Genomic DNA, 24,821 nt, shown 5'->3' on the forward strand with positions numbered 1-24,821 from the left:
CTGCATAGTAACAGCTCCTTTTGCTATGTAGCTCTGAAAATGGTTGTGTTCTTACTTCCCATTTTTAACCTACGACGTGAAGCACATACGGGGCTGTTTTTACGTTCATCATAGCTAGACCGGCACGATCAGCGGGGACCTGTTGACGAATGTGATAAGGCATGGCACCGCCATCCTTGGGGAAGATCGCGACGGCATCGAGCTAGGCTCGAGCGGCGGGATCGTCTCCAGAATGGATATCTGGAAGATGAAGGCGGCGGACATTCGTGCCGAGGATTGATTCTAGAGCAGATATTTCCAAATCAACCAGCAGATAAGAGCGGACGCCCAAGAAACGAAACCAAATACCATCACTATTTTATTCTCGCTCCAGCCATACTTCAAGCTGAAATGATAATGAATCGGAGCCATTTTGAATAGGCGTAATTTTGTGCGTTTGTAATACCAGACTTGCAGGATGACCGATAATTGTTCAGCCAGATAAACGGAAAACAGGATGGGAATCAATAGTTCTACCTTTTCAATAACCGCTAAGATGGAGAGCGAACCTCCGATTGCGAGCGATCCGGTGTCCCCCATAAATGCTTTAGCGGGATAGATATTGTAGAGAAATAATCCGAGCAGACAGCCGATCATGACCAGCGAAAAGGTTTGAACTTCCTGCTTGTCCGAGATTAGAAAAAAGAAAAAGTAAGTCGGGATTGCAACATTGATTAATAGCCCGTCCAGACCATCCGTAAAATTGATCGCATTGGCTGATCCAACCACAAATAGCATCATGATCGCTATGTACACATAAATGGGCAAGTGGAGCCGATAACCATTTAACAACGAGACATCGCTTGTCTGTGTAAACGAATGGAACAAAGCAATAAGCAGAATACCGGTAAATGCGAACTGAAACATAAGCTTCGCCCGCCCGGAGATGCCTGATGGATCTTGCGACACAGCCTTCTTTAGATCATCCATCAAACCAACAGAACTAAATAAGAGAAACGTAACGCATAAGAAGATCATCAATGGCGAGGGCTGGAATTGCAGCGAAGCTACCACACCGATAAGCAAAATGAGGCCGGCCATCAGCGGCGTCCCCCGCTTGGCTTGATGGTCAGGGGGCAACTCGGACCGAATAGGCTGCGTTAGCTTCAAGGTACGCAGACCCCAAATGAGAAGCGGAGTAAAAACTGCCACAAGCAAAAACGACAGACCGGAAATGCCCAACATCCCGAACATCCTGAAAGCCCCTCCCTTGTCACAACTTGAATGTCCTGTACGACTTAGCGATATCGCTAAATTCACTATACATAAGGTTGTATATTCATTAAAGTGAAGGTTTGTTTGGCTTTTTTTCATCATTTATGAGCAACGTCGAGCAAGGAATGATAGGGCTTATTGGATTAGTCATTGATTAGAGCCGAAAGAAAGAGAAGACGGGGGCTAGGGGCCTCCGTCTTCTCGATCGGGTTGGAGCAGTATGTGCCGTCCCCTATACTTCCGCTCTGGCCTGCGCGGAAAAGCTTACGCTTTTTGAATTTTGGAGGGGTTATTGATCTTATACGGGACGGGGTGTTTAGTTAGCTTTTTGGCTGCGAGCTTGGCCTCGAACAGGATCGTGTCTCCAATGGCAAGCTCCAACTTCTTGAGCGTCGCGCTATGGCTGGACCAGGCGACGCCGAGCTCCATTGCAGGGTCCAAGATCGATACCGCCTCGTAGATGACGACTTCGTCATCGGTGTCCGAGAAATTGTTCGGCACGGTCGTGAACTCCTGGACAGTGGCGGTCATGCTCACCTTGCCTTCCGGCAGCTCTAGCTTTTCTTTCTTGCCTTTGCTTTTCTTAGGCGGCGCCTCGACTGAAGGAGCGGCGAGCGCGACGTCAGGGGAAGCGACCTCATCGGCTGCGGGGACCGTGTCCGCCGCGGCGGCTTCAACAGCAGGTTCCTCAACTGCATCCGCGGCGGCATCTGCGCCGGCCTCTTCCGCTGTATCCGCTGCGGAGGCTTTGGCCCCGTAATTGGATGCCTGCATTTCTTTCAGGTAGGACGGATGAATGCAGTGGAGCTGATCGTTGTCGAATCGAATGACCGCGGTAGCTTTGTCCGCGAATCCGACGACGCTGCAGGACAAGCTCATTCCGTTTCTTTTGTAGAAGAGGGCTTTCATTTTGACCGCTTTGTCGGATAGCAGCCCCCATTCCTTGCACTTGTCGAGCTGCTCGGTTTCGTTATCGAAAGCCGTGTAGGCTCGAGGTTGAATCGTAAACGCATGTTCCATGGCTAGTCCGCCTTTCTGACCGATATGCGATTATTTTACCACATAAGCATGCATAAGTTTCCATCTCTTAAAATGCGTAATGGACACACCGAAAAAACGCCGGTAAAATCCCCTTCGATAGGGATCTCACCGGCGTTATTGATTTGGCGGTCAGCAACCGCGGCCAATGTATTATTGGTTAGCGACGCGAACTTGCGGAAGCGCTGCGGCCTCTTCACTCGCCTTCAGCTCGGCGATCAGCTTATCGCCTTCAACGTCCAGATTCGGCAGCATGCGATCCAGCCATCGCGGCAGCGACCACGCTTTGTCGCCGAAGAGGGCCATCACGGCCGGAACGAGCGCCATGCGGATGACGAAAGCGTCGATCAGGATGCCAAGTGCCAGCGCGAAGCCGATCTGCTTGATCATGATGTCATGCGTGAAGATGAAGCCCGCGAATACCGCGACCATAATGATGGCGGCGGCCACGACGACGCGGCTTGCTTGGCTATACCCATGGATGACGCTTTGGCTGCCTTGATGTCCATGGACGTATGACTCGCGCATGGAAGAAACCAGGAAGACTTGGTAGTCCATCGCGAGTCCGTATAGAATCCCCGTGACCATGATGGGCATGAAACTCATGATCGGACCGCCGGTGTCGAAGCCGAACAACTCATTGAACCAGCCCCACTGGAACACCGCCGTCGACATTCCGAACGTCGCGAGCACGCTGAGCAGGAAACCGACCGTTGCTTTGATCGGAACCAGAATCGAACGGAAGACGAGCAGCAGTATGATCAACGAGAGGATCACGATGATGCCGATGTAGATCGGGAACACTTCCGCCAGCTTGACGGACATATCGATGTTGATCGCGGTGAAGCCCGTCACTCCGAGCGTAACGCCATGCGTTTCCGCGATCGTCGAATCGGCAGCCCGCAAATCCTTGACCAGGTTTTTGGTCTCCGAATCGGTGGGACCGGTCTTCGGAACGACGCTCAAAATTGCGATGTTTCCTTCTTTGTTCATGCCTAGTGGCGAAACCACCGACACGTTCTCGACCTTCTGAATGTCCTGCACGAGAGCCATGAGCGACTGAGGCGCAATGGTCCCGGAAGCGTCTTTCGGCTCCGCGACGATCAGGAGCGGACCGTTGAAGCCTTCCCCGAAACCTTCGGAGATCGCGTTGTAGCTTTGCCGCTGGGACGTATCCAAGTTCGCGGTGGCGCCCGAAGGCATGCCCATCTCCATCTCGGCGGCCGGAATCGCAGCCGCGCCGAGGACCAGAACGATGGCGATAATGGCAGGCCAACGGAATTTGACGATGCCCTTCACCCAGCCGTCCGCGATGCCATGCTGCTTGCCGGACGACTTGGAACGGCTCTTCTCGCGCGCTTTGACGGAGCAGATGCGTTCGCCGAGCAGGCCGAGCAGTGCTGGCAGAAGCGTGAGGGCGAGGAGCACGTTAAGGAATACGGTTACCGAGGCGACGAGCGCCATCATGCTCAGGAACGAAATGCCGATCACGAGCAGTCCGCATAACGCGATGATAACCGTCAATCCGGCGAAGAATACCGCGCTACCTGCCGTGCCTACCGCTCTGCTGGCCGCTTCCCGCGCCGATAGGCCTTGATCGAATATGAGGCGGCGCTGGCGGTTCACGATAAAGAGCGCATAGTCGATGCCCACGGCCAAGCCGACCATGAGGGCCAGAACCGGAGTGACGGAGCTCATGGTAACGAAGCTGGAAATCGCGAAGGCTCCGCCGACGCCGATTCCGACGCCGAAGAGGGCGATGACGATCGGCAAGCCGGCCGCGACGATGGAGCCGAGCGTGACGATCAGGACGATAACGGCTACGACCAAGCCGTAAATCTCATTGGTTCCGATCGGGATATCCGGCGTCTTAAGGGAGTCGCTCGGCAGCGCCGTAATGCCGGTGCCGCTCGCCGCTTCCTCGACCGCTTCGACAACAGAATCCGCGACGCCGGCGGGAAGCGAGGTTTGCTGGACGGTGAACTGGAATTGGAACAAGCCCACGCTGCCGTCGGTCGCGATCAACATCCCGGGCACGGGCATGCCGTCCACGATAAGCGGGCCGTACGGCGGCATCTCCGCCGGGGCGGCGCCTGCCGTGCCGGCTGCATCCCCGCCTTGGGCGCTTCCCGCCTGCGACGGATCGCCTTGCGCCGCGGCGTTGCCAGCAGCTGCCGCCAATTCAGCGGGGTTGATGACATAATCAAGGCCGTACACCTTGTTAATCGCCTCGGTGATTGCCGTCAAACGTTCCGGCGTATCGAGCCGCTCGCCTTCCGGCGCCGTAAATACGACGCTCGCTTGACCGCCCGATGCTTCAGGCAACGCTTGCTCCAGCTTATCCAATACCTTCTGAGAAGGCGTGCCTTCAAGCTTCATCTCGGAGCTCACGTTCATTCCGTTGATTCCCAGCATCGCGATGACGATTCCGAGTATGACGATCCAGCCGGCAATGAAATACCAGGACTTATCGTAAGCTTGTTTCCCTAATTTGTACAAAAATGTAGACATGCGGTGATGGCTCTCCTTTATTTAACGCTAATTTTTTTTGGTACCTAGAAGCCCTTTCGCAAGTAACCGAACGTCGTTTCCAAATACTGATCGAATGTCATTTCCCCGTCATCCCGTTCGTCTCCCGAATCGCCCGGCAGCCGCACATGGAGACTTCCGTTTACGATGGGCTGTACGGCTCCGATCACCGCGCCGACAAGAAGATGAGTGTACCCTTCCGGATATCGGCTTTGGAAGAAATAGTCAAGCGTCTCCTGAGCTGCATTCTGCAGCCGTTTGTAGACGCTGAGGATATACGGCTCCAACGTCGGATGTTTCTTGGAGATCGACATGAGCTCGCGCATTTTCCATAACAGCTCGGCCGTTAGCTGCATCTTCATCCATTGCCGAAGCGCATCCAGCGGTGTAAAGCCGTCGGGCAATTGCATATGCTCTGCTGCTTCATCCATATCGATGGATGGCAATGCCGCCATCGCCACGGCTTCCTCTTTGCAAGAGAAATGATTCGCGAACGTTCTGCGGGAATAATTCGCGCGCTGTACGACATCCTCGATGACGAATCCGTCGAGCCCCCGTTCAAGCGCAAGCTCGAACGCGGCTTGCGCCAAGGCATGCGCCGTCGCTTCCCGTTTGAGATCGCGCAAGCTTGGTTTGTTCAACAATGTTCCTTCACCTCGTTTCTTCACGATGCTTTTTTCTGCATGGCTATACGTTATCATTTTGTTGCCCAATGGGCAACGATACTCTTTAGGAAAAATTGCATATCACGCAACTTTTGAATAATGTGTGACAAGAATTGACACTTGTGTGAAGGAAGCGCAGCGTCTCCTGCTGTAGACGACAAGGCGATCGAAGCGATATTTTCCGAAGTAGGGTTCAATTCGAAAAAAAAGCCTTGCTTCGGGATCAGTGATCCTTTAGCAAGGCCGGGAGGATAAAGGCATTCGCCGTTTCGTACAGCTCTTCGAGAGACCAATTGCCTTCCTTTCCTACGTATTGGACGCATAAGCTGTCGAGCATGCCCAGCATGCCGGATGCGGCCAGCTCGCTGTTCACCGGCTTGAGCGCGCCTTCCTTAATGCCTTCTTCCAGTACGCCGGATAGAAACGCGATATAGCCTTGCTTCAGATCGCGTATGCGCTGCAAAATATCGGGTTCGATCCCGTTCGTCGTTTCGTTGGATATGATATGGACGAGCTCGCTGAACTGCAGGAACAGCTCCAGATGTTTATGGACAATCGCCCGGATTTGGAGATCGGTGGGCTGATCTTCTTGAAGAATGACTTTAATCCGATCCATCAGCATGGTGTAGCCGTACGTGACGATCGTTTCGAACAGCTCTCCTTTGCCGGAGAAGTGATAATACAGAGTGCCTTTGGCGACCCCGGCTTCTCTGGATATATCGTCCATGCTCGTCCGGTGATAACCAAGCTCGGAGAATAGTTTAACCGCTGCGTCGATAATTTTGTTTTTGCTCACCTGCTACCGTTCCTCTCTGTGATCCTAATATGGCTAATAGTATATCATAAAAGCGTCTAACGCTTAATGGATACAAGCCGAAGAGGCCCAGCCGATATGGCCGAGCCTCTTCGCTTGCCCATCTATAAAATCACTTTCCCGGATGCTCCGCCACAATCGTACCGTCTGGCGCAACAATCCGGTATTCGTCCGTATTGAAGTCTACCTCAACCGTCGTGCCGTCCGAATATTCGGTGCGCTGGCGCCGATGGCCGCTGCCGATGAACATATGGCCCGTCATCTCAAAGAAGCCTACCCGCCCATGAAGCTCGGCCAAAGCCCGTACAATGCCGATTTCCACGTCGTTCGGCTGGATCGATAGATAAGGAATGCCCGCATTCAACAGCCCGTACAGATAACCAAGATCACTTTCGGGGATGCCCCAAGCCCCTCTCTCCAGCGACCAAGGGACAACAACCGCGTCATGGTACACGAGCGAGAACAGAGGGATTGGCACGCCGATGGCCGGCCCGCTGCCTGGACCCGGGATGAGCGCATGAGGCGCATGATGAACGAGATCGAGATACGGAACCGCCCAATCGGCTGGTTCTTCGGAGCTGACGATCATGCCTCTGCTTCTTATCTCTTCGAAGCATGCCGCGCGATAGGCGAGCGACTCCGAACGGGTCATGCGATGGAGAGGGTCGTAACATTCGTCTCCCGGGACAACGGCGAAGACATCGAGGTATGCGCCGTCCGGTACTGCGCCATGCAGCATTAACGTATCGTAATTCCGCTCGACATACCCTTTCGAGAAGCAAGTGCATAACCAGCCGTGAGGCCCGCCAGCCCAAATATCGCAATATTCCGGATTTCCTTCCTCGTCCTTCATCGCTAGACTTTCGCTATAGGAAGCGGCGTCGTGGTAATAATCGCGTTAATTGTCGTGAAGGGCAAGCAGAATCCGGTTATCCGCGCACGCTTGCTTGAGCTTCGCCAGTCCTTCCCATCCGCCACCCTTAGGGCTTGGGGGCAGGATATCGGGATGCATATTGTCGTAACCGCTGAGACCCCATCCATCCACATGCACATAGAGATTGCCTTCGTACCGGATCCGAAGCTGGATGAGCTGGCTTGCCCTCTCTTCGAAAGAAACGGCGAAGTCGTTAAGCTCCGGATGCTCCTTATCGTAATAGTCGGAGACGGGCGCTATATGGGTATGAACGCAGGTATGAACCACCGCCGCGCCTAACAACCCCGATAGTTTCGGGTTTTGGAACCGCTTCTGCTCCAAGGTGCGCAGCTTGCCGAGACGTTCTGTGTATTGCCGGTACGATTTGGCCATTCCGACATAGTCCAAACCTTTCCGGAACCGGAATTTTAATCGCCGCGCATACCGGAGCTCCTTATGGGAATGAAGCCATACCGCCGCGGCATGGGTTTGCATACGGGGGAGATGCTCCACGGTGACTCGGGCATCGTCGGGCGTTTCGATGATAGCCAGATAGCCATTGCCGCCCTTCGTTTGGCCCCACCACGGCATATAAGCGTCCCGCCCAAACATCATGCCCTTATGATATCGAAGAATTGGACGGTCCCACGAAGCGGGGATCAAATAACCTTGCATGGCCGGGATCGCCGTATAATCGGAATCGGCGTCGCTTGAGAACTCGAAAGCGCCGGGCCAAGCGATCTCGCGCAAGCAATCGGAGCAGCCGGAGACATCGGTTGTCTCGAATGAGACGTCCCCGCTCGTCGTATCGAGGAACAGGCGAAGAGTCACTTGAAGATCGATCGCGGCTCCATTGGCCGAGAAACCTCCCAAATGAATGTATAACCCTTCGAAGTATCCGGACACGGCAGGAATGAATTTTTTATCCGAAGCCTGGCCGAGCTGCAAGTTTGTTAGGCCGGTTGATTCATGTCCAATAGCCATGTATGCTGCGCCGGCTCCGGTTTCCCATACGGCGGTTCCCGTATCTACTCTGACCGCGAGGCTCATTTTATCGAGTGTAAGCGACATGCTGCCATGCTCTACGATGATAGACGTTTCGTTTTCGTGCCATCCCATCTTTGTCGTCCCCCTTATGGATTTGCTCGTTGATCAGAGCTACTCTACCTCGGACCGCTGACTTTGACCATAACGGATTGTCCTTATGTTTGCTATTTTTCTGGAAATCTCAATAATCGCCTATTAGATGAATTTATGCTTATTGTCCGGGCGAGGAAACTCTCATACGATAATCGCGTGGAACGTTAGAACAGTATGAAAACGGGAGGGGAAGTCATGAGCTCGGCGGAAGTTAAAGCGCCCCCGATTGCGCAAGCGGCGCATAGATGGGACGCAGCCAGCCATACGCTTAGTTACGAATATGGATGGTCGACATTGTTGTCTCTGTTTATTCCCGAAGATGTGAAAGCGTTTTACCGGGAATATTCGAACGGCAACATTCAGAGCAGCCCTTTCGTTCAGCAGCTTTATTTGGCGCTGGACCAGCCGGCAAAGGTGAAGGTGCGGTTTCACTTAAGCGAGGATGCGCTCAATATGCGTCCGCATCGCGCGAACAAAGGGCAGGCGATTCTAGGCCAGGTTGGGAAGCCGCTTCTGCGTGGAGTGGGTGGGCTGTACGACGTCCTTCGCGATTTGCTCATCGATTGGCACGGTCCCGATTGGACATGGACGAAACCAAGCATGGAGCTGACCGGCGACGGAACTTGGCAGGCGGAAGCGGAATTGGAAGCGGGACTGCAGCCATGGATCATCAATCTGCGGATGCAGTATTACAGAACGCATCTCCATTATGAGCATCACAAGCCTTGGGAATGGCGGCCGAATCTGAAGCCGATTACCGGCTGGAGCTCTTGGGAGGCGTTCGGACAAGGAGTGACGGCGGACGATATCGATCGAACGGCCGCTTTCCTAGAGAAACATTTTAAGGATTACGGCCTTCGCTATATGCAGATCGACGACGGCTATCAGACGGAACACATCCCGCCAACCTCGGATGGAGCCGTGCCGGACGCGTGGCTGCAAACGAACGAGCGTTTTCCCGGCCAGCATGAGGAGCTGGTTGCGAGCATTCGAAATCGCGGCTTTCAAGCGGGAATATGGACAAGCGCGATGGTAACGAACGTTGATTTTGCCGAAGCGAACCGCGATCTCTTCGAGCTGGACGAGAAGGGAGAGCCGCTGTACGGACCTTGGATTTATTATGTGCTTAAGGGAGCGGCGGACGTTCTTGCGGAGCAGGCGGCTCCGCATTACGAAGGATTAAAAGAGAAGGGCTACGATTATTTCAAGACGGATCAAATTCGGCATTATCTGTTCGACGGTCTGCATAAAGCTGTTAACGAAGGGCTGCTTACGAGCGAGGAAGCGGCGGATCGCCTTCGCCAATATCTCTTGTGTGCGAGGGAACATATTGGAGATGACGCCTACTTTCTCGCATGCTGGGGCGTGCTTACGGAAGCGGTCGGAATCGTTGATGCTTGCAGAATCGCGGGGGATTCCAATCCGAGCTGGTCGGCCGTGTGCAAGCAGATGGTCGAGTCGGCCCGGTGGTTCCACACGCAGCGCATCTTGTATTTGAACGATCCCGATTACGTATGCGTCCGCACGGAAGAAGCGTGGGGCAAGTCGCTTTTGTCGCTTGTTACGCTGACGGGAGGACTGCTGATGATCAGCGACAATCCCGATTTGTATGACAAAGAGCGGATTCATTCCATTCAGCGATGTATGCCTGCGCTCCCTACCGCAGCGGGAGAGACCGGCCATCTGGACATGACGTATCCATTAGACTTAACGCTGCCGCAGGCACATGGCGACTCCGCTATAGAGCAGGCGCTGCCGTACGCGATGCTGGGATTAACCGCCGATTCGCAGGAGCCGTATCCGCCGTCCTCCTTATGGGCGATCCACTTCGACCAGACCTTCCGGAGGTGGTGCGTAACCGGACGATTCGCCGTCATTCCGCTTGCGTCCACCGTGCTGAAGCTGGAAGCATTGGCGCTTGATCCGGATGAAACTTATCATGCGTTCGATTTTTGGAAGCAGCGTTATATGGGGACGGTCGCACGTTCGATGGAGATGGAAGCGCTCGAGCTGGGGCATTGCCAAATCATCGCTTTGATCAAAGCGGAGAAGCATCCGCAGTTAATCGCTTCCTCTCGGCATGTGAGCATGGACGCGGTCAGCGTGCTCGGCGAGGCATGGAACGGGGGAACGCTGCGGCTTGATCTGAGCGGCGTCATAGAAACAACGGAATCCTATTGGATTGCGGTTCCAGAGGGTTACAGGTACGCTGGCCATGCGGGGAACGGCCTGTCTGTAGAGGCGGCATCGGAGGAAGGGCTGCTCAGGCTGGAAATCCAGTTTGAAGAGCCTCAGAGTTACGTGGAAGCGCGCTTTGAATGTTAAGAGAAGAGGGGATTTAAGCCGATGAGCGATAAACTTGAACTTCACGATATAGAGATTGCGAGCGAGGTCATCGCTCACCTTACGCATACCGTAGAAAAAGTTAGAAAGGCACAGGGGGAAGAAATCGTCCAGTTTCTATTTCTGACGGATCCTCATCACCGCACGGCAGGCAATCAGCTTCGGACCGCAGCTTTGGTGAACCGGCTCATCCGCGATTGTGCGCTGGATTGCATCGTGTGCGGAGGGGATATAAGCGAGAACGGGGATAAGGCTTACGTCCTGCAGGCGCAGAAGGAAATGATGGACGCGCTTCGCGCACCGGAATATCCCTTGCTGCCGGTCAAAGGCAATCATGACGACAACTCCATCTACGATTACACGAACAAAACGGGCGGTACTGGCCACGTCATCTTCCCGGAGGAGATGTACCGGACGTTGTTCCGGCAGCTGGAAGGGACGGCTGTATTCGACACGGGCAATGAAAGCGGGTTGTATTACTATTACGATATTCCGGGCAAACGAACCCGAATGATTATATTGAACTGCATCGATATCCCGTATGCGGTCACGGAGCAAGGAGGACTTGCGCAAAACGGCCAATGGGAATACGCGTTTTCTAATCGGCAGCTTCACTGGATGGAGCGCGAAGCGCTCAATTTCAGCACCCACACGGATGGAGACGGGTGGAAAGCCGTCGTGTTCTCCCACGTCTCTATCCTTCAGGATGGCGTATACGGCGCCGATCACGAAGTGGCGGGCGGAGAAGCGATGTGGAGCATCATCCGCGCGAACCGGAGCCGGGTAGCAGCTTGCTTCTTCGGCCACGTTCATTATGACCAGGTCATCGTAAGAGACGGCATTCCGACTATATCGTCGCTTAACGCGGTTACGTATCAGGACTTCGAGAGCGCACCTGCGAGAGCCCTGCACACCATTACAGAAACGGCCTTCGACATTGTCAGCATTGATTATTCGAAAGGCAAGCTCCAAGCTATCCGTTTCGGAGCGGGAGAAGACAGAACGATTATGCTGGGAGGCGCACGGGGATGAAGGAGAAGCTGAAGATCGGCCTGGTCGGACTAGGCGGCCGTGGCCTCGGGCTGCTGGAAATCGTCATTTTGAAAATGAAAGATATCGAAGTTGTCGCGGTGTGCGACTTGTACGAGGACCGATGCGAACGAGCGGCGGAAGCGATCGAGAAGTCGGGTGGCAGACGCCCGATGGTTACGCGGGATTACAAGGAGCTCCTGCATGCCGACGAGGTAGAAGCCATAGTCATCTGCACATCTTGGTCGGACCACATCGATCTGGCGATCGCGGCCATGGAGAATGGAAAATATGTAGCCTGCGAAGTCGGCGGCGCCTTCTCCATGCGGGAATGCTGGAAGCTGGTAGAGGCGTACGAGCGAACGGGCATCCCTTGCATGATGCTGGAAAATTGCTGCTACGGCCGGGATGAGCTCATGCTGCTGAATATGGTGAAGATGGGGTATTTGGGCGAAATCGTACATTGCTCCGGCGGATACCAGCATGACTTGCGTTACGAAATTGCTTACGGCGAGGAGAACCGTCATTACCGGCTGAACCAATACAAACATCGGAACTGCGACAATTATCCGACGCATCAGCTTGGGCCGATTGCGAGAATTCTCGATATTAACCGGGGCAACCGGATGGTGTCGCTTGTATCCGTCGCCTCCAAGTCGGCAGGTCTGCAAGATTACATCCGCAATGAGAAAAAGGACGACAAGTTAGCCGATTTCAAATTTATGCAAGGCGACATCGTGACGACGATTATTAAATGTGCGCGCGGTGAGACGATTACGCTCACTTTGGATACGACGCTCCCCCGGTATTATTCGAGAGGGTTCGTCGTAAGGGGCACCAAAGGGATGTTTATGGAAGATAACCAATCTCTTTTCATCGACGACCTTCACCGGCCGTATGAGACCAAGTGGGAGAAGCAATGGGGAAATAAGGAGAGTTTTACGGAAAAGTTTGATCATCCGATATGGAAGTCCTATCTGGCGGAAGGCGTCAAGGAGGGGCATAGCGGCATGGATTGGCTTGTGCTCAAGGACTTTTTCGACAGCGCGCGGAAAAGGACGCAGACGCCAATAGACGTATACGACATGGCCGCATGGATGAGCATTACGACGTTGTCGGAGGATTCCGTCGCCATGGGCGGGCAGCCCGTCGCGATACCGGACTTTACGAACGGAAAGTGGATCGGCCGGTAAACGGGAGATATAGGACGGCACGAACTAGGGCGAGGCAGATGAAGGGAGCATACACATATGATGAAATACCGCAGGTTAGGAAGAAGCGGCCTTCAAGTAAGCGAGATCGCGCTGGGAAGCTGGCTGACGCATGAAAATGCCGCTCAAGCGGCTTCAGCCGCAGAGGCGATTCGCAAGGCGTACGAGCTGGGCGTCAATTATTTCGACACCGCCAATATGTATGCCGGGGGCGAGGCGGAGCGAATTATGGGCCGTGCTTTGTCCGGCTATGCAAGAGATACTTACGTGCTCGGCACAAAAGTGTACTTTGACATGGGGCAAGGCGCGAACCAAAGAGGGCTGTCACGCAAACATATTATGGAGCAGTGCGAAGCGAGCTTGCGAAGACTAGACGTCGAGTACATCGACTTGTACTATTGTCACCGCTACGATGAACATACACCTTTAGACGAGACGCTGCGGGCGATGGATGATTTGGTCACGCAAGGAAAAGTGCTGTACGTCGGCATCAGCGAGTGGAGGGAAGGTGAGATCGCGGAATCGGCGGCGCTTGCGGAACGGCTAAAGCTTGATCCGATCGTCGTGAACCAGCCGGAATACAATATGTTCACCCGCCGGATCGAACCCGGCATTGTGCCGTTATGCGAGCGGCTCGGAATCGGGCAAGCCGTCTTCTCGCCTTTGGCGCATGGCGTGCTGAGCGGCAAATACCGCAAGGGAGAGGCGATTCCTCAAGAATCGCGGGCGGCTAATCCGGAGCATAACCACTGGATCGTCAGCCAGGGCCTGCTATCCGAGAGACGACTCGATCAAGTGGAGCGGCTGAGCGGCATAGCAGGCGAGCTCGGCATTACGCTCGTCCAGCTGGCATTGGCCTGGAACTTAAGGATGCCGAACGTCTCTTGCTGCATCGTCGGAGCTACGAGACCGGAGCAAGTCGCGCAGAACGTGTCCGCCTCCGGCATCGGCCTGCCGGAAGACGCGCTCAAGGAAATCGAAAACATCCTAAGCGAATGATAGGCCTTGCCATCCGGGTCTGGCCTACTACCCCCCGTTCTCGTTAATCCGTCTCTTGTAAGCAGCAGGCGTTTCGCCGGTCACTCGTTTGAAAATGCGATGAAAGTGGGGCAGCGAATCGAAGCCGCAGCGTTCGGCTATCGTGCCGACGTTGTCGTCCGAAGCGAGCAGCAGCTCTTTCGTCAAGGCGACCCGCTTCAGATTGACGTAGTCGGTGACGTTAAGGCCGGTCAGCTGCTTGAACACCCGGGAGAAATGCGAACCGGTTACGGAAGCTTGGCGGGCTAGGGCGGACAGGCTCAGATCATTCTCCAGATGGGCGGAGATGTAATAGAGTATGTCTTGCATCCATTGAGGGCCGATCGAAGAATGATCGAGCCCGACCGTCAGAGTGGCTTTCGCTTCCCGGTTAATTTGCAGAAGCCATTGCTGAAAGAGAAGGGCTGCCGCCTGGCGGTAGCCCGTTTTCTGTTGCTCCAGTTCCGTCTGAATTTCTTCGAGAGCGGATTCTGTTTTTATTTTCAGCTCGTCCGGCAGCTCCATTCGATAATGCTTGCGTTTATTGGCCAGCTCGAAGCAGCGGAAGGCGTTGTACGTATCGTCCAGCTTGCCGAACGTGACAAGGCCCGGCCCGAAAAAAACGGCGGTAGAGGTTACCGGATCGATCGGGTCAGGCATGGCGCGGTGAATGGAATGGCTCGGGATAATGAATAAGTCCCCGTCTTTCATATCGTATAACTTCTGATCGATGAACATCGTGCCTTTGCCACGGTACACATAGACGAGCTCCATTCGCTCGTGTAGATGATCCGGCAGCTCACGCTCCGGGCTCTTCGTATCTTTGTATACGAAATCGAAGGGGAACAGCCCTTCACTCGAAAACGATTTCCGTACCGGTTTCATCGCGATGCGCCTCCTGGACACTCATTTGATTCAACAATATCAAAATAGAGTGCATTTACGCAATATTATCGTGATTTATACGGAAACTTGTTCTTATTAGATGCGAATATATCTTTTGCCGCCTCCGGCAGTCGCGATTCGTAATACACCTGCACCAGCATCGTTCAGCTCCGTCCATTCGAAGCTGCTGCCAGATGGCGAAAGCTCGATCGAACGGAGATTCTCCGCCTTCAAATTCGGAAGGTATACAAGTGTAGGCGATTCGTTGCTGCCGTCTTCCTCCCATTCCATCTCGAAGCCGGCTTTCTCGTGGTCGTAAGAGTAGCGGAGTATGGAACCGGAAGCGGCCATTGGATACCCGCGGCATACGCCTTTGAACGAGGAATAACGATCCATCTCCGGATACAGGTAGGACCAGTAGACGTCGCTTGCGAGAAGCTCCTCAAAACGCTTCTGTACATGGAGCGAAGCTTCCTCCGCCAGATCGGATTCTCCGTAAGCCCCCCATTCGCCGATCATCATCGGCATGCCGAGCCGCTCTCTTGTCGCTTCGTGCTGATTGAATATAACGTCGACGCGTTCGCCGCTTGCGGCGTGCACATAGTCCGAATCCGTCACGAGGTCGTATCCGTGCGGCGCATAAGCTTGCTGCGCATCCGGCTTGCCTTCAGCGTCTGTGGCAGGCATGATGGCGCTCGGTACGCCCATGTTGGAGAAATAGTTGGTTTCCAAAAACAGAAGGCGATGAGGATCGACCTCGCGAATCGCATCTCTTGCTTTCTGGTAGAATGCCGACAGAATGTTTTGCTCGAAGTGTGCTTGGGCAACGGCCGTCGTTTCCATTACCTTGCGATAGGCCTCAGCGGAATTCAGCATTTGAAGCGCTTCGAGCTTCTTCTCCGGATCCATCCAAATCGTCATCAGCTCTTCCACGCCGGGGGCAGGCCCTTCGGACTGCTCGGCCGCAAGATCGGCGAATGCAGCGAACATCGCATGCACAATTCCGAGCACGTCGGAACCGATAAACGGCTCGTTCATAATATCGTAGCCGATCAGATTCGGTTCATTGCGAAGCTGCTGTACGGCATGCTTCCAAGCCGCGACATAGTGGTCCTGCAAGCCGATGCCGTCTGGAGCGGGAGCGTTGCTCCAGAAGTGGTCGAATGCGCTCTGGACCGCGCCGCTGAACAGGTATGCGTCGCTCCACAGGTCGGTCTTCTCGTAAGTATGGCCTCCCGTTAGCGTAGCCCATTCCGGCGCACCATCGGCATACAATGAACTGTATAAATCCTGGTGCATATCCAAGAAGACGTAGATCCCGTGCTCGTACGCTAGCTTGATCATCTCGCGAACGCGCTCCAGATAACGGTCATCGTAACGTCCCGGCTCCGGTTCGATTCCGTCCCAGATGATGCCGAGCCGGATGACGTTGAAGCCCCATTCTTGCAGCTTGATGAAATCCTTCTCCGACCAATCTCCGATATAGTTCATTTCTTTTTCCTTGCACACCATGCTGATGCCGTGAAGAATGACGTGCCTTCCTTGTTCGTCGACGAAGCGCCCGTCAACTGCGCGAACGTGTTTCATACCCATTCCCCTTTCAAATCCGAAAATTAGAATGACTAGTCAGTACAATAAGTATAGAGGCAAAAATCTGCAGCTGTCAATATTTGATCGGTGAGATGCCGCTTTTCCAAAGCCGAAACTAAAATTTGAATAGGCCATTAAAAACGGACTAATGCCAACATCAAAATAGAGTATAAAAAAAGCGTTTTCAGATACTTTTAAATGACTTTCCCGCGTATACAATGAAGCTGAATCTACGATTAGCAAGGAGATGAACCATGGGGATGTTGGTAAATGCAAGCGAACAAGGGCGGGAGCCTATCTTAAGCGGACACCTCAGAATGGGAGGCGTCCACCCGAACGGCGAAGAGATCGGAGTGAACAGCTTATACTTGACCCGAGGCGGGAAGCCTTGGTTGCCGGTTATGGGCGAATTCCACTTCTCCAGATCGAAGAGCCGCAGCTGGGAGGATGAGCTCCTCAAGATGAAAACCGGGGGCATCGGGATCGTCGCTACTTACGTGTTCTGGATCTATCACGAGGAGACCGAAGGCGTATTCGATTGGTCGGGGGATAAGGATTTAAGAAGGTTCATTCAATTATGCGGAAAAATTGGTCTAGATGTATTCGTTCGAATCGGGCCTTGGGCGCACGGCGAATGCCGCAACGGCGGCTTCCCGGATTGGCTGTACGGCAAGTGCGCCCTCCGGACGGACGACGAGGATTATTTGCATTACGCAAGGCTGTTGTACGGGCAAATTGCCGAGCAGCTTCGTGGACTCTCCTATCAAGATGGAGGTCCTGTCGTCGGCATCCAATTCGATAACGAATTGACAGAGAACGCCCCGCATCTATTAACGCTGAAGCAGCTCGCATCGGAAGTCGGAATAACGACTCCGCTCTATTCCGTCACGGGCTGGGGCGGTCCAGGCGGCGCCCATATTCCAAAGGATGAAGTGCTACCGTTATTCGGAGGGTATCCCGACCATCCTTGGGACAAACATACGGAGAAGCTCCCGCCCGGCCCGCATTATTTCTTCCATTCCATACGCAACGATCCGGGGATCGGCAGCGACGTCATTGGAGCGGGAGAAGGAGCCGCAGGAGACCTGGCGAATATTGAACGATACCCGAACGGAACATGCGAGCTTGGGAGCGGAGTGCAGATGACGTACCATAGGCGACCGGAGATATCGGCCGACGACGTCGGCGCGATGGCTACGGTACGCATCGCGAACGGATGCAATCTGCTCGGCTATTACATGTACCACGGCGGCAGCCATCCTCGCGGAGAGCATTCCACGATGCAGGAATCCGAACCCCATGGCAACCAGCTCCCCGTGTTCAGCTACGATTTTCAAGCGCCAATCGGGGAATTCGGGTTTACGAGAGAGTCGTATGCCCTGCTGAGGCGGCTCCACCTGTTTATCCGCGACTTCGGAGAAGAGCTTGCGCCTATGCGCACCTATTTTCCGGAGGAACGCCCCGCCACCTTAAAGGATGTCGAGACGGTCCGCGTCGCGGCAAGAGCAAAGGACGAAAGCGGCTATTTATTTTTTAATAACTATCAACGAATGACGGAGATGGTAAATAAGGATGACATTCAAGTAAGTCTGAGGCTTCCTGGGGGAGAGTTGAACGTGCCGGATGAGGGCTTCACCTTGCAGAAGGACGCTTATTTCTTCTGGCCGTTCCGGATGGATATGGACGGCATCCAGCTGAAGTACGCGACGGCGCAGCCGTTATGCAAGCTCCTTCGCGGCGGCGAGACGACTTATGTGTTCTTCGAGGCGGGTGGCGTTGCGCCAAGCTTTGTATTTGAAGGCGATACGATAGCGTCGATAGAGGTACGTGGCGGACGGGTGGACCGGCGGGCGGGAACTATCGTATTGAACGATCTGGAGCCAGGTCTAGCTTGCGATATTCACCTAGTATCGAACGACGGAACGGCGGTTCGCCTCATTCTACTAACGGAGGAACAATCGCGCCGCGCATGGAAAGGCACGGCTTTCGGGGAGGAACGATTGATTCTGTGCGAATCGAATATTCTCTTCGACGGCGGGGGGCTGCGTCTGTACGGATTTGAACCGAATCAAACGGTGTTTTCGATCTATCCGGTCGTAGAGAAGCCGCTAACAAGCTGTCAGGTCCCAATAGCCGACCGGCAAGACGGCCTATTCCAGATCTTCGAGCCCCTAGTAGAGCGCATAAAGGACATTGAAGTCACATGCATCAACGCCCCGGGATATCCGTTAAGCGACGAACTGTTCCCTTTCCTCTTTGAAGAAACGGGCAAAGTCGGCGCATCTCCGGAATGGGAGATTAAGCTGGACGCTTCCATGCTGGACGAAGTCGATGATCTTGCGCTGACCATCGATTACATCGGGGATGTGGCGCAGCTGTATATCGCTGGGCGATGCGTCGCGGATCAATTTTATAACGGTCAGCCTTGGAAGGTTGGTCTAAAGCATTTCCGAGATGAACTCCGCAAAGGGCCGATCGTGCTGAAAATATCCCCGCTCAAGGAAGAGCGAAACATCTATATGGAAGACAGGCCAAGCGGTGATCAGCCTGCAAGAATTATAAGCCTCAAGGCGGAGGCGGAGTTCAGCTTGCGGATTACGGTTTTGTCGGTTTAGAGACTACGATTTCTAGGAGGACGATCAGATGCCAGCGAACGATTCCAATCATCAATTGCCGGATGCTTACCTGGCGCCGCTGCAAGAAGCTATAGCTAGAGCGAAGCAGGCGCAAGGGGAGGATACAGTCGATCTTATCTTCTATACCGATCCCCATCATCGGCCGGGGGGCAAGCAGCTCCGGGCTGCCGCAGCGGTCAAGATAGCGGCGAGCGAGCTGTTGCCGTCTTGTATCGTGGTCGGAGGAGACATCGTCGACAACGATGTCAAGGAAAGCGTCGTATTCGCCCAATCCGAATTTATGGAGGCGATTCAAGCGCCAGAATGCCCTTCGTTTCCGATTAAGGGCAATCACGACGACAACTCCATTCATGATTTTCACAAGGACTTAAAAGGAGCGAATAACGTCATTTTCCCGGTCGAAGCGTACGCGGATATCTATAAGAGCTTGAATGGCACGGTTGCTTTCGACAAAGGCAATGAAACCGGTCTGTATTACTATTACGATGTTCCGGACAAAAAAACGAGAATCGTTTTGCTCAATAGCGTCGATATCTTGTACAAAGTAAAAGCGGACGGCATGCTGCGGCAAAACGGGCAATGGGAATACGCATTCTCGGACAGACAGGTCGATTGGGTGGAGCATACGGTGTTCGATTTCTCCGGCATGGAGGAGGGCGACAGCTGGAAGGTCGTCTTTTTCTCCCATCTCCCCATTATTCAACGCGGAGTTCGCGGATACGTCGACGGCGAAGTCGGCAACGGCGAGAAGCTGTGGAAAATTATGAAGCAAAACCGGAAGCATGTCGTCGCCTGCTTGTTCGGTCATGTCCATATCGACCAAGTGCTGTACAATGACGGGATTCCGATGATTTCAACGCTTAATGCGGCTGGCTACCGGAATTATGACGAAAGCCCCGAGAGGACGCCCGATACCGCTTCAGAGACGGTATTCGATATGATCAGCATCGATTACGCAAAAGGCGAATTGCGCGCAACCCGGTTCGGGGCAGGGGAAGACCGAGTTGTTAAGCTATAAACATTTAAAACATGAAATGGCGGTGCTCACATTATGATTCCGAGCATCGCCATTTTTGAATGTAATCGATTGCCTATGACAGCCTCAATCGTTCAAGGAATCTGGATACAACAGCGATCGGAAGAATATTTCTTACCACATTAGAATTTATAAAATTCCGAGCTCATCGGAAGAACAAATTCTTATTGGCGATAAAACCTACCTTTAAACGCGGTCGCTCATCTTCGAAAGGCCTCGATAGAGGTTTTCTCACGCAGGTTGTATGTTCAGTCATGCCCATTCTCGCTATTCCTGCAGAAGTTTGACGTGCTGAGTTGGCGTCGTTCCCGATACTTTCTTGAAATGGCGGATGAACGTGCCTGCGTTCGAGTAACCTACTCTCTCGGCGATCTCTTTCATGGCCAAATTCGGATGGGACTCGATGAGCCGATGCGCCGCCTGAATCCGGATCAGGTGCATGTAGTAATTGAAGTTATGTCCGGAATGTTTCTTAAAGTAGGTGGACAAATACACATGCGTAATCCCGAACCGATCGGCGATCAGCGTAAGCGACAAATCCGGATTGGCATAATGGTTGTCGATGTATTGTTTGATTTGATCCATAAGAGGCGTATCGGCAAGGGCCGACCGCTTCGCGACGAACAGGTAGCCCGTACGGACTTGCTTGAACAAATACGGGAGATGGAACGTACGCGAGAAATCCGGCGGTGATTCCCATACCTCGTTCGCGCCGATCTTCTTGCTGTTCATGATGACGAGAAGCAGATCGTGCAAGTAGCGCATCATGTTCAGGAATTGCTCGAACGTCAGCTGATTGAACGTCTTCTCCATCGTTTTGTCAAAAAACTGATTGATGGCATCCGAGTTGCCCTTTAACGCATAGTTGACCAGTTCCTGCTCCTTGTCGATGGACAAGTGGATAACCGAAGCCCGCTCGCCCCCCCAATCCTGATAGAGCACGACCCTCGTCATGCCGTCCAAGTCCGGGACATGTTTGAAGATCGCTTCCATTGATTCACGCAGCGCTGTGCGGACATCCTCCAGACGTGTATGAAGGGAGCTTATTCCGCATAAGGCAAAGCCGGAATCATTCGATGGAGACATGTCGCTTAGAGTCCGGACAACTAGCGTTTCCATCTCGCCTAGGTCGACACAGCTGGCAATAAAGATGGTTTTGTCGTTGTAGCCATGCAAACCGATGCATGGTCCGGCGAGATTTAAGGCGGCTTCCAGTATGGGAGCATACTCCTGAGATGACTTGCCTTCGTTGTTCTCTTCAATGAAGGAGAGGACGACGTACGAGTCGAATTTGCCTTGCAGCATCTGCTTCACGCTTGGTTTCATCGCATAGTTTTTATCGGCAATTAAACGAAGCAGCGCGTTGTGCTCCATAATTTCGGATTGCTCGGTTATTTCGAGCTGCATGGACGCGGTGGCCGAGTTCAATACTTTGAACCTATCCGATATAATGGCGAATTCGTTGTTGGTAGCAAGCGGAGTCGTCCATTGATTGAATGTCCTAGCGAGATGGCGCAGCGGCCTGAACATCGACCAATTGACAAGCAAGAAGGCCATATTGGCGGCCAGAAACACGGCAAACAACCCGAACGTGTACCAATTGGTCGTTTTCAGCTTCTCTTGCATCTGACTCTCCGGGAACAATACGGTATACGTAAAGAAATTGGCGTTTTTTACGATGGGAGAATATTTTTTCCCTTCAATAGCGACTGCGTTAGGTAAACTCCGGACATGATCCATTACAGATGAATCCAGCGCTGTGGTGCTTACAATCGGATGATTCGTTTTGTCACCCAGCACGATGATGTTATCGAGAAGCTTGGTTTCATTGGAAAGAAAAGCTGCAAGCTGCTCTTTATCAATTTGAACAAAGATGTAGCCTTCGGGAAAGAGACGGTACGTATATAAGATCATCTGGTTAAAGTTGAACAAATGCTCCATTTCTTCACTTTGAAGCAGGCAGCCGCGGCAGATCTCCTCTTTGTTTTTTTTTCCCAAGCTATCGTAGAACACACGGAGACTGCGGGTTCCGTCGCTGCTGACGACGAGATCCTGCTTAGGGAAGTAGGCGGAGATTTGTGCCCGGAACGGCAACCCCAGATTCGTTTCCGTTAATTTTTTTTTGTAAGCCAGCAGCTCCGGATAATAGGAACGCGATTGCTTAGGGTTGATGGACAGAAACTTGGTATCCACGCTTACGCTGAAGTTGTATACGGCATCGCGAATCGCCTGCCATTCCTCCGCCATGTTTCTGGACAGCTGATTAAGAAATTCTTCATTCGTCTGCAGAACCTGGTTTTTTACGTTGCTTTTCAGATACGAATAGTTGAATGCGAGCAATCCGGAGAGCAAGACAATAAAAATGAGATTGACGATTAGAAGTTTGAATAGAACGCTGCTCCCGTGGAAGCGAGTTGCGACGCTGCGGAATAATCCGTTCATGTTGGCGAACCCCCCTTAAGGTACATTTTGACGGACTGTTCTCTCTCTATCATTAATTTTGTAACCGTTTGCAAAATTCTTGCCGCTCTCATTCGCCGTTCCCATCATTATAGATGAATTTCATTGGGCTGTCTCGGGATGTTTAAATTTTGAAAGGTGCATTAATTATTGGAAAACGCAGGTACTTGTCCGCTGCCGCGGCTTTCGATCCTTCATATTAATCGCTAAATTCAGCTCACTTAAATTAATCGGAACGATATGAATTGTTGACGATTGCCGAGAAACGAGAATGTCCATTATGCTGAGGTCACCGAGCGGAACATGGCTTGGCAGGTCGGTACGGCGAATAAAGAAAAGGCTTACATTTCATTAACGCGTTTGCAAAGCGTACAGGAGGGGTGAATTTGCAGAGTCAAACATTAAAGAACAAAGAGAGTTTTCTGCGAAGATGCGTGAAGCAGCGATATTTAATTATGATGGTGCTGCCGGGTCTCCTGCTCATTCTGGTATTTAAGTATATCCCGATGTATGGAGTGACGATCGCCTTCAAGAGCTATGACGCATCGCTCGGCTTCTTAAGAAGTCCGTGGATCGGCATACAGCATTTCCAAGCGTTTTTCGATAGCCCGATGAGCTGGAGAATTATTAAAAACTCGCTGCTGCTTGCTTTTTATTCCTTATTATTCGGTTTCCCGGCGCCGATTATATTCGCCTTGTTGCTCAACGAATTGCGCCAAAAGTTTTTTAAGCGAGTGGTACAGACGATCACTTATTTTCCACATTTTCTTTCCGCGGTCATCGTGATTGGATTCGTTCATGAATTTTCTTCCGTGGATGGCATCATTAATAAAGTGATGGGCTGGTTCGGAGCCGAACCAAAGGCGCTGCTGTACTTATCGGAGGCTTTCCGTCCGCTGTATATCGGTTCAGGCATATGGCAAGAGCTTGGGTACGGAGCCATTATTTATTTGGCGGCTTTGACCGGTATCGATCCTGCTCAGTATGAGGCTGCGGTTATCGACGGGGCGAACCGCTGGCAGAGGCTGAAGTACGTGACGTGGCCGGCGATTATTCCAGCGACATCGGTCATGTTGATTCTGAAGCTGGGTTCGATCTTAAGCACGGATTTTCAGAAGGTGCTGCTCATGTACAATCCGAAAATTTACGATACGGCAGATGTCATCGAAACCTACGTCTATCGGGTAGGCGTGCAAGGCGGGCAATTCGAATATGGCGCAGCGGTCGGGCTTATGCTGTCTGTGATCAGCTTCGTCTTGATCGTGCTCGCCAATTCCTTCTCGAAGAGAGTATCCGAAAACAGCTTATGGTAAGGAAGTGATCGCAGGTGAAAGTCTATAATGAAGGTTTCTGGTCGAAGGCTTTCGATATTTTCAACTACACGTTTATGGCTGCGCTCTGCATCATTATGTTATACCCGCTTCTGAATACGTTTTCAGTATCCATAAGTGATGCGGATTTGATTTCACAAGGGAAGATTACCTGGTATCCGCAAGGCTTCGACTTTCACAGTTATCAGTACATTTTTCAGGATAACAACATACTGAACGCTTATAAAAACACAATCGTTTATTTGGCGATAGGCACTTTTCTCCAATTATTGCTGACGTCCATGTTCGCTTATCCGCTATCTATTAGCGAATTTATATTCCGCAAGCCGCTGGCCATCATGGTCATTATTACAATGGTATTTAGCGGGGGATTAATCCCAACCTTTCTTTTAATGAGAGATTTGCACTTATTCAACACGATGTGGGCGATCGTGCTTCCGCTGGCGATGAGCGCATTCAATATTATCATCTTCCGGACGTTCTTTCAGGACATTCCGAAGGAATTGAGAGAATCCGCTTATCTGGACGGAGCGAACGATATTACGATTCTGTTCCGCATCTACTTGCCTTTGTCCAAGCCGCTTCTGGCTACGTTCGCTTTGTTCGGCGCCGTCATGTTCTGGAACATGTGGTTCGAACCGATGATTTATTTCAACGATGAGAAATACCAGCCTATTCAATTGATTTTACGCAGGATGACGATCGAGTTGACGGACGATACAAGAACTGGTAACGTGCAGCGCTTCCTTGACACCTTTAATTTGAATCCGAAAAACATCCGAATGGCAGCGGTCATCGTCACGATTTTACCGATTCTGTTCGTCTATCCGATGCTGCAAAAACATTTTGTGTCCGGCATGATGATCGGATCGGTGAAAGGTTAATAGCGGTTGGTCTATATTAATCATAGATAGATTGACAACAAATTGA

The 24,821-nt window shown here is 52.5% G+C and carries 19 protein-coding genes; 9 read left to right on the top strand and 10 right to left on the bottom strand.

Going from position 1 to position 24,821, the window contains the following annotated elements; translation table 11 throughout:
• Positions 1 to 142 precede the first annotated feature (142 nt).
• The gene (locus RB620_RS13975; RefSeq protein WP_308095235.1) at positions 143 to 280 is read left to right on the top strand and encodes a hypothetical protein; all 138 of its coding nucleotides are present in this window, start codon (positions 143 to 145) and stop codon (positions 278 to 280) included.
• Between the two features lie 2 nt (positions 281 to 282).
• On the opposite strand, the gene mraY is transcribed toward RB620_RS13975, so the two are convergent.
• The 7 genes from mraY to RB620_RS14010 all read right to left on the bottom strand — a co-directional run bounded on the left by mraY (position 283) and on the right by RB620_RS14010 (position 8,332).
• On the bottom strand, positions 283 to 1,233 hold the full coding sequence (gene mraY / locus RB620_RS13980; RefSeq protein ID WP_308095237.1) for a phospho-N-acetylmuramoyl-pentapeptide-transferase: 951 nt from the start codon (positions 1,231 to 1,233) through the stop codon (positions 283 to 285).
• A 285-nt stretch (positions 1,234 to 1,518) separates the two neighbouring features.
• Entirely contained in the window at positions 1,519 to 2,274 is a 756-nt protein-coding gene (locus RB620_RS13985; protein ID WP_308095238.1) for a hypothetical protein, read from the bottom strand.
• A 171-nt stretch (positions 2,275 to 2,445) separates the two neighbouring features.
• A complete protein-coding gene (locus RB620_RS13990; RefSeq protein WP_308095240.1) occupies positions 2,446 to 4,803 on the bottom strand; it encodes an MMPL family transporter in 2,358 nt (785 codons plus the stop codon).
• Positions 4,804 to 4,847: 44 nt separating this feature from the next.
• The gene (locus RB620_RS13995) at positions 4,848 to 5,465 is read right to left on the bottom strand and encodes a TetR/AcrR family transcriptional regulator (protein ID WP_308095242.1); all 618 of its coding nucleotides are present in this window, start codon (positions 5,463 to 5,465) and stop codon (positions 4,848 to 4,850) included.
• A 244-nt stretch (positions 5,466 to 5,709) separates the two neighbouring features.
• A complete protein-coding gene (locus RB620_RS14000) occupies positions 5,710 to 6,282 on the bottom strand; it encodes a TetR/AcrR family transcriptional regulator (RefSeq protein WP_308095244.1) in 573 nt (190 codons plus the stop codon).
• 130 nt (positions 6,283 to 6,412) lie between these two features.
• On the bottom strand, positions 6,413 to 7,153 hold the full coding sequence (locus tag RB620_RS14005; RefSeq protein WP_308095245.1) for a glycoside hydrolase family protein: 741 nt from the start codon (positions 7,151 to 7,153) through the stop codon (positions 6,413 to 6,415).
• A gap of 45 nt (positions 7,154 to 7,198) precedes the next feature.
• The gene (locus tag RB620_RS14010; protein WP_308095247.1) at positions 7,199 to 8,332 is read right to left on the bottom strand and encodes a DUF5696 domain-containing protein; all 1,134 of its coding nucleotides are present in this window, start codon (positions 8,330 to 8,332) and stop codon (positions 7,199 to 7,201) included.
• Positions 8,333 to 8,548: 216 nt separating this feature from the next.
• Between RB620_RS14010 and RB620_RS14015 the strand changes: the two genes are divergently transcribed.
• The 4 genes from RB620_RS14015 to RB620_RS14030 are packed head-to-tail and all read left to right on the top strand — an operon-like array spanning position 8,549 to position 13,935.
• Positions 8,549 to 10,678, top strand: coding sequence for an alpha-amylase family protein (locus RB620_RS14015; RefSeq protein WP_308095249.1), 2,130 nt, complete (start codon positions 8,549 to 8,551; stop codon positions 10,676 to 10,678).
• Between the two features lie 21 nt (positions 10,679 to 10,699).
• Positions 10,700 to 11,728, top strand: coding sequence for a metallophosphoesterase family protein (locus tag RB620_RS14020; protein WP_308095251.1), 1,029 nt, complete (start codon positions 10,700 to 10,702; stop codon positions 11,726 to 11,728).
• Positions 11,725 to 12,918, top strand: coding sequence for a Gfo/Idh/MocA family protein (locus tag RB620_RS14025; protein WP_308095253.1), 1,194 nt, complete (start codon positions 11,725 to 11,727; stop codon positions 12,916 to 12,918). The genes RB620_RS14020 and RB620_RS14025 overlap by 4 nt, the downstream gene beginning before the upstream one ends.
• A 60-nt stretch (positions 12,919 to 12,978) precedes the next feature.
• Complete coding sequence (locus RB620_RS14030) at positions 12,979 to 13,935, top strand: aldo/keto reductase family protein (RefSeq protein ID WP_308095434.1); 957 nt, start codon at positions 12,979 to 12,981, stop codon at positions 13,933 to 13,935.
• Between the two features lie 27 nt (positions 13,936 to 13,962).
• Here the strand turns inward: RB620_RS14030 and RB620_RS14035 are convergent, their stop codons facing one another.
• Together RB620_RS14035 and RB620_RS14040 are read right to left on the bottom strand one after the other, a co-directional pair.
• The gene (locus RB620_RS14035; RefSeq protein ID WP_308095255.1) at positions 13,963 to 14,838 is read right to left on the bottom strand and encodes an AraC family transcriptional regulator; all 876 of its coding nucleotides are present in this window, start codon (positions 14,836 to 14,838) and stop codon (positions 13,963 to 13,965) included.
• 96 nt (positions 14,839 to 14,934) lie between these two features.
• Positions 14,935 to 16,425: a cellulase family glycosylhydrolase gene (locus RB620_RS14040; RefSeq protein ID WP_308095257.1), complete on the bottom strand. Its 1,491-nt coding sequence runs from the start codon at positions 16,423 to 16,425 to the stop codon at positions 14,935 to 14,937.
• A 257-nt stretch (positions 16,426 to 16,682) separates the two neighbouring features.
• Between RB620_RS14040 and RB620_RS14045 the strand changes: the two genes are divergently transcribed.
• Positions 16,683 to 19,043, top strand: a complete 2,361-nt coding sequence (locus RB620_RS14045) for a beta-galactosidase (RefSeq protein WP_308095259.1) — start codon at positions 16,683 to 16,685, stop codon at positions 19,041 to 19,043.
• A 28-nt stretch (positions 19,044 to 19,071) separates the two neighbouring features.
• Positions 19,072 to 20,082, top strand: a complete 1,011-nt coding sequence (locus RB620_RS14050) for a metallophosphoesterase family protein (RefSeq protein WP_308095260.1) — start codon at positions 19,072 to 19,074, stop codon at positions 20,080 to 20,082.
• A 285-nt stretch (positions 20,083 to 20,367) separates the two neighbouring features.
• Here the strand turns inward: RB620_RS14050 and RB620_RS14055 are convergent, their stop codons facing one another.
• Complete coding sequence (locus tag RB620_RS14055; RefSeq protein WP_308095262.1) at positions 20,368 to 22,542, bottom strand: helix-turn-helix domain-containing protein; 2,175 nt, start codon at positions 22,540 to 22,542, stop codon at positions 20,368 to 20,370.
• A 398-nt stretch (positions 22,543 to 22,940) separates the two neighbouring features.
• Between RB620_RS14055 and RB620_RS14060 the strand changes: the two genes are divergently transcribed.
• Entirely contained in the window at positions 22,941 to 23,873 is a 933-nt protein-coding gene (locus RB620_RS14060) for an ABC transporter permease (protein WP_308095264.1), read from the top strand.
• Positions 23,874 to 23,887: 14 nt separating this feature from the next.
• The gene (locus RB620_RS14065; RefSeq protein WP_308095267.1) at positions 23,888 to 24,775 is read left to right on the top strand and encodes a carbohydrate ABC transporter permease; all 888 of its coding nucleotides are present in this window, start codon (positions 23,888 to 23,890) and stop codon (positions 24,773 to 24,775) included.
• Positions 24,776 to 24,821 lie beyond the last annotated feature (46 nt).

Origin of the sequence: Paenibacillus sp. LHD-117 (assembly GCF_030929555.1) — a bacterium.
In the GTDB taxonomy this organism is placed as follows: Bacteria; Bacillota; Bacilli; order Paenibacillales; family Paenibacillaceae; genus Pristimantibacillus.